At 53.2% G+C, this 8,993-nt stretch carries 12 protein-coding genes; 3 read left to right on the top strand and 9 right to left on the bottom strand.

The window, feature by feature from the left end; translation table 11 throughout:
• The first annotated feature begins 213 nt into the window (after positions 1-213).
• Positions 214-1,104: a transglutaminase family protein gene (locus tag ACR0K1_RS25110; protein ID WP_480617364.1), complete on the top strand. Its 891-nt coding sequence runs from the start codon at positions 214-216 to the stop codon at positions 1,102-1,104.
• Between the two features lie 609 nt (positions 1,105-1,713).
• On the opposite strand, the gene ACR0K1_RS25105 is transcribed toward ACR0K1_RS25110, so the two are convergent.
• From ACR0K1_RS25105 to ACR0K1_RS25070, 8 genes are all read right to left on the bottom strand, one after another.
• Positions 1,714-2,286, bottom strand: coding sequence for a hypothetical protein (locus ACR0K1_RS25105; protein WP_480617365.1), 573 nt, complete (start codon positions 2,284-2,286; stop codon positions 1,714-1,716).
• Positions 2,287-2,365: 79 nt separating this feature from the next.
• The gene (locus ACR0K1_RS25100) at positions 2,366-2,500 is read right to left on the bottom strand and encodes a hypothetical protein (RefSeq protein WP_480617366.1); all 135 of its coding nucleotides are present in this window, start codon (positions 2,498-2,500) and stop codon (positions 2,366-2,368) included.
• A gap of 165 nt (positions 2,501-2,665) precedes the next feature.
• Complete coding sequence (locus ACR0K1_RS25095; protein ID WP_480852261.1) at positions 2,666-3,787, bottom strand: alanine/ornithine racemase family PLP-dependent enzyme; 1,122 nt, start codon at positions 3,785-3,787, stop codon at positions 2,666-2,668.
• On the bottom strand, positions 3,784-4,983 hold the full coding sequence (locus ACR0K1_RS25090; protein WP_480852260.1) for an N-acetyltransferase DgcN family protein: 1,200 nt from the start codon (positions 4,981-4,983) through the stop codon (positions 3,784-3,786). Before ACR0K1_RS25090 ends, ACR0K1_RS25095 begins: the two co-directional genes overlap by 4 nt.
• 92 nt (positions 4,984-5,075) lie before the next feature.
• A complete protein-coding gene (locus ACR0K1_RS25085; protein WP_480852259.1) occupies positions 5,076-5,930 on the bottom strand; it encodes a hypothetical protein in 855 nt (284 codons plus the stop codon).
• Complete coding sequence (locus ACR0K1_RS25080; protein WP_170452329.1) at positions 5,920-6,273, bottom strand: hypothetical protein; 354 nt, start codon at positions 6,271-6,273, stop codon at positions 5,920-5,922. The genes ACR0K1_RS25085 and ACR0K1_RS25080 overlap by 11 nt, the downstream gene beginning before the upstream one ends.
• Before the next feature lie 3 nt (positions 6,274-6,276).
• Positions 6,277-6,585: a hypothetical protein gene (locus ACR0K1_RS25075; protein WP_170452327.1), complete on the bottom strand. Its 309-nt coding sequence runs from the start codon at positions 6,583-6,585 to the stop codon at positions 6,277-6,279.
• 446 nt (positions 6,586-7,031) lie between these two features.
• A complete protein-coding gene (locus ACR0K1_RS25070; RefSeq protein WP_170499212.1) occupies positions 7,032-7,784 on the bottom strand; it encodes a Crp/Fnr family transcriptional regulator in 753 nt (250 codons plus the stop codon).
• Positions 7,785-7,919: 135 nt separating this feature from the next.
• Here ACR0K1_RS25070 and ACR0K1_RS25065 point away from each other — a divergent pair, with 135 nt between their 5' ends.
• Positions 7,920-8,153 carry a hypothetical protein gene (locus ACR0K1_RS25065; protein ID WP_480852258.1) on the top strand — a complete coding sequence of 78 codons (234 nt, stop codon included), beginning with the start codon at positions 7,920-7,922 and terminating at the stop codon, positions 8,151-8,153.
• A 323-nt stretch (positions 8,154-8,476) separates the two neighbouring features.
• On the opposite strand, the gene ACR0K1_RS25060 is transcribed toward ACR0K1_RS25065, so the two are convergent.
• Positions 8,477-8,923 (bottom strand): hypothetical protein, encoded by a 447-nt coding sequence (locus tag ACR0K1_RS25060; protein WP_480852263.1) that lies wholly within the window; start codon positions 8,921-8,923, stop codon positions 8,477-8,479.
• Between ACR0K1_RS25060 and ACR0K1_RS25055 the strand changes: the two genes are divergently transcribed.
• A partial coding sequence (locus ACR0K1_RS25055; protein ID WP_480852262.1) for a VOC family protein occupies positions 8,882-8,993 on the top strand: 112 nt, incomplete at its 3' end. The genes ACR0K1_RS25060 and ACR0K1_RS25055 overlap by 42 nt on opposite strands.

The raw sequence follows: 8,993 nt of genomic DNA, 5'->3' as shown, positions 1-8,993 counted from the left end.
ACATGTGGCTTTCGGCAATTTGCCGAGATCGCAGGATGAGTGCGTGCGGTAAGTCGCTACTTTGGCCATTCTAAAAGTTTGCGACACATCCCCTTTTGGGCGGGTTGGGACCACACCATCGGTTTTCGCAAAGCCGACGGTACCTGCGCGGCTCCCGGTAGCATCGGGCAAGGTCATCGCCGATTTGCGGGCCGAACGTCCTGAGCGCGGGCCATGCCATGGATCAAGATCTGCCATAAAACGGAATACCGGTATGCGAAGGCAGTGCCTCTGGGTCCGCATCAGATGATGCTGCGGCCTCGCGAAACGTGCGACCTCTGGCTGGTCTATTTCGACCTGGATGTCTCGCCCTCGGCGACTGTCGTCTGGTCGAACGATGTGGCCGGGAACGCTCTAGCGGAAGCAACATTCGAAGCCGCAAGCGACGCGCTCGTGATGACCGCACGGATAGTTGTCGACCTAAAGGCGCCCGTCTGGCCGGTTTTCCCGATTGCCGCTCATGCGGCTTCCTATCCTTTTCTCTACGCGAACGACGACCTGGCAGACCTCGGGCCACTTGCCTCCCCGCAATACCAAGACGATGACGGACGCTTGTCTGACTGGGTCGAAGGTTTCGTGATGCAGCGGCCGACCGACACACTCTCCCTCCTGAAAGACGTCGCAAATGGTGTGACTTACCTGATCACGTACCAGAGCCGCGAGTCGGAAGGCACGCAGGGACCGCTCGAAACGCTGGACCGGGGGTGGGGCTCCTGTCGCGATTTCGCCGTGCTTTTTGCCGAGGCCGTTCGGACGCTCGGGTTCGGTGCGCGAATGGTTTCCGGTTATATCTTTGATCCGTCCGGAGATCGGGTCGGATCGACGGGCGATGGCTCCACCCATGCCTGGGTCGAGGTCTTTGTGCCGGGAGCGGGATGGATCCCATTCGACCCGACCAATCGAGCTGTCGGTGCGGCTAACCTGATCCCCGTTGCGGTTGCCCGCAGGATCGAACAGGTGGTACCCGTGGCAGGAAGTTTTCAAGGCTCGAGAAGCGACCTGATCTCAATGGATGTCGGAGTGAGCGTCGAGTATTTCGCGGAGCAGCCTCGGATCGAGAATTGAGCTCGTATCGAGCGAGATGAGAGGCGGTAGATCAGTCTGTTACTCCGTTCAACACAGTTGATCTATTCTAAAGCACTGAACGTGCGTTCGCAGCGATTGTCCGGAAAATGGACTGCAACTGCAGCAACTCGGTTCCTACCGGCATGATCTCAGCGTGTGCATTCAGCGGCTTGAGCTAATATCGCTATGCCGAAGAACGGTTCGATCCAAACTGCGCGGACGCTTCGTCTTCGGCACCGACTACCGATCGAGTTCCACGTTGAAAAGGCTTGGATCAGCGGGCTGGGTCAACGCGAATAAGTTATAATGATTTATGATCAAAAAAGCTGGATACGCTGTTGTTAGCTTATCAGCGACGCCGAGCAAGCCCAGGGCTTACCGATACGCCATTTCGCCACGCGTTCAACCCCTTGCAGCGTCGACAAATCCGCTCTCCGAACCCTTCGCTCCAGAATGGAGTTCTGCAACGAAGACACGGGCGTTCTTGCGGCACGTCATTATGAGCGCGAGCCATGATCGTATCTGCTTCGTTGTCGGTGTCTTCCATCAGTTCTTAGCCTCGATTTCTGTTTTGGTTTATACAGCGACTGGAAAAGAAAGTTCCGAGCCCTAAGCCTTGAGATTGAAGGAGCTGCCTGGTTCAGACTGTCCGATGGGACGGCCTGTAATCCGAGGGGTTTTATTAGGACGAACTAGCATTCCTTCGTTCTCAGCAGCTTGGACTGCGAAGGCATACCGAGAGCCGCTTCCGCATCCTCGCCGTAGGGCTCGTTGATCTGATAATCTGTCGTCTGCCTCAGAGATGAGCGACTCCGAGTAGAGGTGCCGAAGTTGAGTCTCTGAAACGCCATCCGCTTCCATAATCAATTGCACCATGGGATCGGCCAAAAGTTGGTCGAGCAAGAACTGCGACAACTGCTTTGAAGACAATTTATCCTTTGCGCGGGCTCTCTCCAAATCAGTAAGAGAAACGGTCAAGGTACGCGCCAGACCGGGGTGAGATTTCCGTGGATGCAGACAGATTAACACCGATGCCTTCCAGGCTTCTGGGTCCGAATAATCTGGTGGTGCGGAAAGCTCAGTTTCTATGTCGTATTCGCCTGCCGGGAGTAATTCGTCGAAGCCAGGGAAAGTAAACGGCTTGGAAAAGACTGCGATTGTCTTGCTGATTAGTTGGTTCATTTGGTTAGTTCTCCTTTGCTGATACCGCTCGCTCGGAGATGCAGACAAGAACAAGCCACCCACTCCCGGCAGGGAATTATCAGTTTTGGGGTTTAGGCTTTGGTTTTTCGGGGACGGTGTCAGGCCCTTCCGACGTCGTTTCTTTTTTCGGTGCGTCCGCATCGTTTTCCTTCAGTGCGGCAGCCGCTCTGGTCGTCAGGTCTTTGAAAGACATCACTTTGATCCTTTGATTGTCCGCACCACCCACGAGCCCAGATGAGGTGTGAAAAGTGAATGCGGCTACATCCTATATAGGGATTGGGTGCCTCATTTACTACGTAAAGCCGTAGAATAAGACGGGTGGCTGAAGCAGAACCGAGGCGGCGGCAACCCTGGCGCGCTACTTTCGCTTCGAATATGGGCGATCAGTGTTCGCTGCGGAGCAGTCAACCAATGCGCCATCACCATGGAAGACTTTTGCTACATCAGGTGCAGCCATGCCGCGCGAGAGCGCGCTATAGTTCAATTTCAGCTTTACCTCGCCACCAGGGCGAAGCAGACAATTGGTGTTTTCAACAACGATATGATCACTGGTGGCTCCGACGAACGTGACGCCAGCAGGGAATGCAAGACCCGCTGCATCGGTGTCCTGGAGTCCAATGCCAAGGATCGACCGAGTATTCGAAGGACCGTCTAAAGTCACACACTGCATTGAAGGTATAGGGTAATTCATTCGCACGGGATTTGGGTTTGATTTGGCTTTCGTTTCGATCACTTCCGCCCAAAGAGTGAAAGCATCTGTATTAAGCCCGCCGATCGCGTGCCCGGATACAGGATCGGTACCCAACAGGATAGCCTCACCCAGACGCAGGTTGTTGATCTTTCCGGTCGCACCCTTGCCAAGCGCCCATGGCAAACTGGTAGAGCCGCCGCCTGACACTGTTTCCAGAGCGGGTCCACTTGCAAGTTCGGTGTCGGCGGCAAGTGACGAAAGCAATTCCATTGCTCCTGCAGAGGGTGCCACATGACCCAGACAGGCAAAATTTGCGCCAATCCCCTTCAGAGAAATCCCTTCCATTCTAAGAATTTGAGACACAGTGCTTTCAAGGTGCTCAGGCAAGATGCCTTCCCGCATATCCCCCATTTCCACCATCAAGATAATATTGTGAGTCATGCTCTTTCCCAGCGCCTCGATGGCCAGGCTGGCGATAATGTCCATCTCAGTGTTGAAGCTGACATCGCAGTTATCAAGGACTTGCGCGACCTGGCTCAGCATGGGCGTTCGGATCAAGGATATGGAGCACGAGATCCCAGCATCGCGCATACGCATGATATTGCTGATCCGCGCGTCCGCCAGCCCTGTCGCGCCACCTTCAAGCATAGCATTCGCAATCTCAGGATGACCGCAAACGGCTTTTGTCACACCTGTCACCGTAATTCCGCGGGGTCTAAGGTGGTCGACCAGGAACCGTGTGTTGTACCGAATTTTGTCCAGATCAACTTCAATACGCAGCTTGCTCATTCAATCGTCGTAGCACGTAGGGGTTGCAAGCGCGGAAAGGCAGATAGAACCATATTCACCAAGTTTTTTGGAGGACGGTTCAATGCGTCAGTGACCGGGAGATACAATTTGCAGTTATAGTCTGTGATGGCCTTTGAAATCTCAACATCATTCATTCCTTCATGGTTGATCGTCATGCCAATTACCTCTGTGTTCGCAAAAGCCTCGATCAGAGTGATTTCATCGCAAGGGTCGGGCATAATCATGTTGGGGAAATCACATCGACGTTTTCGCTTGGGCGCGTGCTGAAGAATTACCGCATGTGGCTGACTGCCTCGCAGAATGAAGGCTGACGTGCAAAAGGCCGGATGGCTGAGCGCGCCCTGGCCCTCGATCACTATGACATCCGGGCTCTCACCTTCAGATGCAGCTACAACAGCGCGCTCAAGTTCGCCGCAACAAAATTGCGGCGGTACCGAATCCATCGCGACACCATACTTGGCGCCCTGCATCAATCCTGTCTGGCCGGTGCCGACCAAAACTGTTTTGATCCCATGCGCGTTAAGGGCACTTGTCAGGATCGTCGCGGTTGTACGCTTTCCAATTGCACAATCGGTGCCAAACACCGCGATGCGGATCGCTTGGACGTCTCCAACACTGCCATCTAACAGGCGAAGGTCGCGATTGGGTCGCGGCTTGCGAATGTCGTGGATCGTAACATCGTGAATTTTGGCAAATCCGACGAGCTCTTTATCATCACTAAGAAATTCATGCAGTCCACTGACGATGTTCATTCCGAGCGTTATCGCGTCCACAACAACTTCGCGATCCTCAAGGGACATTCTTCCGCTGGCCGGCGCTATTCCGTAAATAAACGTGTCGGGGATCGTAGCTTCATTTGCGACGGCGGCATCAAGATTATCGAAGATGGGAACCTGATTGGCGACATCATCAAGCACTTTGCCACTGTCACAGCCGGTATTTGTGCTGTCGATCACCGAAAGAACGCGATAGGCCTGTGAATGTCGAACGAGACCATTAGCCGTCTTGCCATCGATCTTTGCGAAGTTCCCTTCGCAATACACAACTGCAGTCGGTGTATCCTTCACAAGTGTCTTGCGGTGAAGCTCTGGAAAAACTGCTTGTTCAGGCGGCAGCTTTTGCGCATCGCTGGCAATGAACTGCTTGGCATCCGACGCAATGGGTACGGGTTTCATATTTGTTCCTTTTTAGAGCGTGAAACGCGCGTCCTTGGTAAGGACGGGCAAAAATTGTGAAGTTTGGGAAAGTGGGCTTTCTGTCTGAATTCTCACTGGTTCAGAACACACAGCCCTTCTGATCGATGATAGTTTTTGTGGCATTGCCACCCATTGCCGGATCGGTCGATATGGGCATTTGCCGGTAGCTCGATTGCATTGCAGCGATCACCGGACGCCTCGTAGCCACGTTCGCATTTCCGTCCAACTCCATGGATCGCGTCATCGTAGAAAGCATTTTCAGGCACAAAGACGGCATCGCACCGTCCGTCGCGCTCAAAATACCCACGCTCGCACGTCCAGGGACGCCCGCTGGTTGATGCGTTCAGAAAAGCGTTTTCCGGCACCGCTACTGCCACGCATGCTTCTCCGTTTTTTTCGTAGCCACGGTTGCAACGCCATGCAGATCCATAAGTGCTATTCGTCAGGTAAGCATTATCCGGCACCACGATTTTCTGGCAGCTATCGTCTACTCTTGTGTATCCACGCAGGCACCGCCACCTCTCACCTGATGGATCGAGATATCCACCTTCAGGCACAATCACTTCAGTGCATGAGGTGCCGCCAACTTCAACAAAGCCGTGCATACATGCCCACCCTGAGCCGTATGTTCTGTTTGTGGGGTAGGCATTTCCCGGCACGACAATGGCAACGCATTCTTCGCCTTCCAACCGATAGGACAAATCGCATTCCCAACCGTCGCCATATTTTTTGGGATGCGCATTATCCGGGATCGAATTTGTTTCGGCCGATGCGGGATTTGATGAGATAAAGGAGCCCGCCAAGCAGCTGAAAACGCCAACAAACAGCGCCGTCATAAAGTGAGAGTAAAACCAGTGCCGATTTTTTCGATTTGTCCTGGTGCAAACGGCGTTGTCCGAATGTTGAGTGATTGAGTTACGATCCATCCAGGTTCAGCCCCTCAATGCAGGCCTGTGCCAGATCTTTGTTGGGGGTTTGGGATCCCGGTACCGTTGCCCAGCCGGCTGCCATAACGGCATCCTTTCGCTTGAAAGAAGAAGCTTCTTTGATCGTAGTTATTTTTTCGGCGCGTTGGGTGTCAGTTCTCGCCATGTCGACGCAGATCGGAACCAACGCAGCGATTACATTGTCGCGGGACATGGCGTTGGCCATCTTGTCCGCGTTACTACCGGTCATCCATCCACCCCAAGAAAATCCAACGACGCCTACGAAAACCCCTCCGATCAGGGCGCCGTAGATTCCGGGTTTAAGCCATTCGGGCGTGTTCATAATCTATTCCTCCTGCGGGGAAAGCGCCGCATCGCTGTCATTGTTAGATGTGGCCAAGGTTTGGTCTTGCTTGAGCGCCAGTTCAAAATCTTCTGGGTCAATTGGGCGCATTTCCGTGCGGCCTGGCTTGCTGCCTTTGCCCTGAACTGTCAGGTAGGTTCCGGTTCTGCGATATGCTTCGAAACTCAGGCCCTGTAGTAGTTCTTCTTCAACAACTACTTCATACTCGCCTGCAGGAAGTTCATCCGGGTAGCCGGACAAAGAGAACGGATTTGAAAACGTCACCAAAGAACTGGACGATCTCGTGCTCACCTTGGTCCTCCATATAGTTTATTGGATCTTCCCCGCGCAGTCTGCCGCGGTACACGCTCGTAAGCGCCGCGGTAGTACTGGCGTTGTAATTTAGAATAATGTGCAAATGGCAGACGCGCGCTGATCGATGTTAGTCTGCGGCCAATGACCTGAGATTTTATTGGAATCTCAAATGCATTTGGTGCCCGAGGATCCGGTACTGCCAAAAATTGACTAACCTGCGTCAGTGCAACGATGTTTGGATTCCGGCAACGTGATGTGTGTTGGCGGGATATTTGCTGGCGTGTTCTTAACGAGTATTTGAGAAGCGCAGGAAATCCAGTACCGCAATCGGACTGTATTTATCTTGCGCTTCTTTTTCTGTGAAATCCAAAATCTGCCGAAGCGAATGGCGTCTCTAACCAGGCAACTATCATCAATATCCCGGCATCGCTGAAGGGGTGAACCTATTGCTTCAACAGTGGCCCGGCCTGATCCAGATAAGTGGGGTCAAAACCGGCCAACGTCACCAGTCCGTCATAATCATCAAATGCCACTTGCCCGGATTGAAAAGTAACCAACCCCTTCTCCCGCAGTTGCCGTAGGACACGATTAACATGCACGGCACTCAGTCCCAGCGCATCGGCAAGGTGGTATTGTGTCAGGGGGCAAGTGTATCCCGTCTTGTTTGCCATCCCGACCTGAGTCAGCCTCACACCAAGTTCCAAAAGAAAATGCGCCATGCGCTCACCCGCATCTCGCCGTCCTATGTTGACCAGGTGCTCAACCACCATCGCTTCATCTCGAGATACCGCCCAAAGAATTGCTGTCGCCAGCCGGGGCGTCTGCGCAAATGCTTCCAGGAGATCATCCACTACTACTTCAATGGCTTGGATTTCCATGATTGGTTCTATGCTGTGATCCGAGGTGTGCAGCAGAACGCTTCGCAAGCCCAGAAAGTCACCCGGTATTTGGAAATCGACGATCTGACGCGACCCGTCAGTCTGGGTTTTGTAGGAACAAACCCAGCCCGAGGCCAGAATGTAGGCAGCCTGCTCTGATTGCCCTTGATGCACAAGGTCACGCCCGGCTTCAAAGGTTCTGCGACGCTTGTGCAGGCGTGCCAATACCGCAAGTTCAACCTCAGTCAGAGCGACGAAGTTTGAAAGCTTTCGGGTGAGTGGACTATTTTTGATAGTGCGCAAGTGTTCTTCCTTCATCGAAGAGCAGCCCGCGAAACTATCCGACGCCAAGACTGCTTTCGATCAGTTAAGTATACAGCAATCTATGCCAGTATGGTGCAATTCATCGTGGCGCTTCCATGCTTGGACGCCTGTTAGAAAAGGACGTCTACCATGGCTAACCGGCAAGACCATTCAGGAATGGCCGCACTCTCAATTTGTGAAGCGCTTTTGCTTGCAATTAAAGATCGTGAGCTTCTGCCCGAACATGAGATTGTGGGAGTTCTCCGTGACGCAGCCGCTGCCCACGAAGCAGCGGTCGGCAATAACGATGAAGAGGATATACACCAGGCCGTCGCCTTTCTCATTAACCGGATCATTGCTTCCGGCTATCGGGCTCGGCAGTAGCGTTAAGTCCCGTATCGGAAAAATAAAGATTATGCTCGTCAAAAAAGCTAACAGCAAATAAACAAACTTTTGATGCCTCGTTTCTAATCAATTCAAACACGAAGCAAGAACCAATGTTTCAATGCTTGCCATATCCCGCGTCTTGCTCGTCCGACCGAGCTGCGGCGAAGGTACGGTTTCCGTTAACGCAAATATAACGGCTGCGAATGACCTGGTTGGTGACACTTGCCGCGACGCAACAATAAGTATGCCGCGACCGCGAGCAAATGCTGCTTTAGCGAAGGCTCCAGATCGAAAGACGGCAAAGCCAGCCTACCGTGAGTTCACCAAAGCCCAGATTTCGCTTGCGCAGCGAATGTCCGAAAAGCGGGCTGCAGCCGCAGCATCCGAGGGGTGCACTGGATGTCTCCTTTGGGCCGTTGAAAATGTCTCGAAAAACAGGGCAGGGGCTTATGCTGCGTCAGCTCCGAGTTTCGCAAATCCGGAATGAAATCGCCATGGCAATGGTGGACTTCTGCGGGGCAGTTGTTATCGAGTTCGCGGATCGTCCCTTTGGCAAGAGAGCGGGCCGCGTTCTCGACCCATTCGGGCATGCGTGGATTCTGAGCAAGACGATTGAAACTCTGACAGGTGCGCAAATTCAGAACCGCTTGGGCGGATAGTTTGGTCTGATCGAAATCGCGTTGCTCACCTCTTGCAGCGAAACTGACCAAAGGTATGCTTTGTCCATGAACATCCACGGCTTCGATCACGTCGTCCTCTGCGTCCATGATGTCGACATAACGCTTGAATTCTATCAACACCTGCTAGGCATGACTCCGCGAGAGGAACGCCCCGGCA

The sequence above is a fragment of the Ruegeria sp. F5 genome, from assembly GCF_056533845.1.
This window is presented reverse-complemented; position numbering and strand designations above follow the sequence as displayed.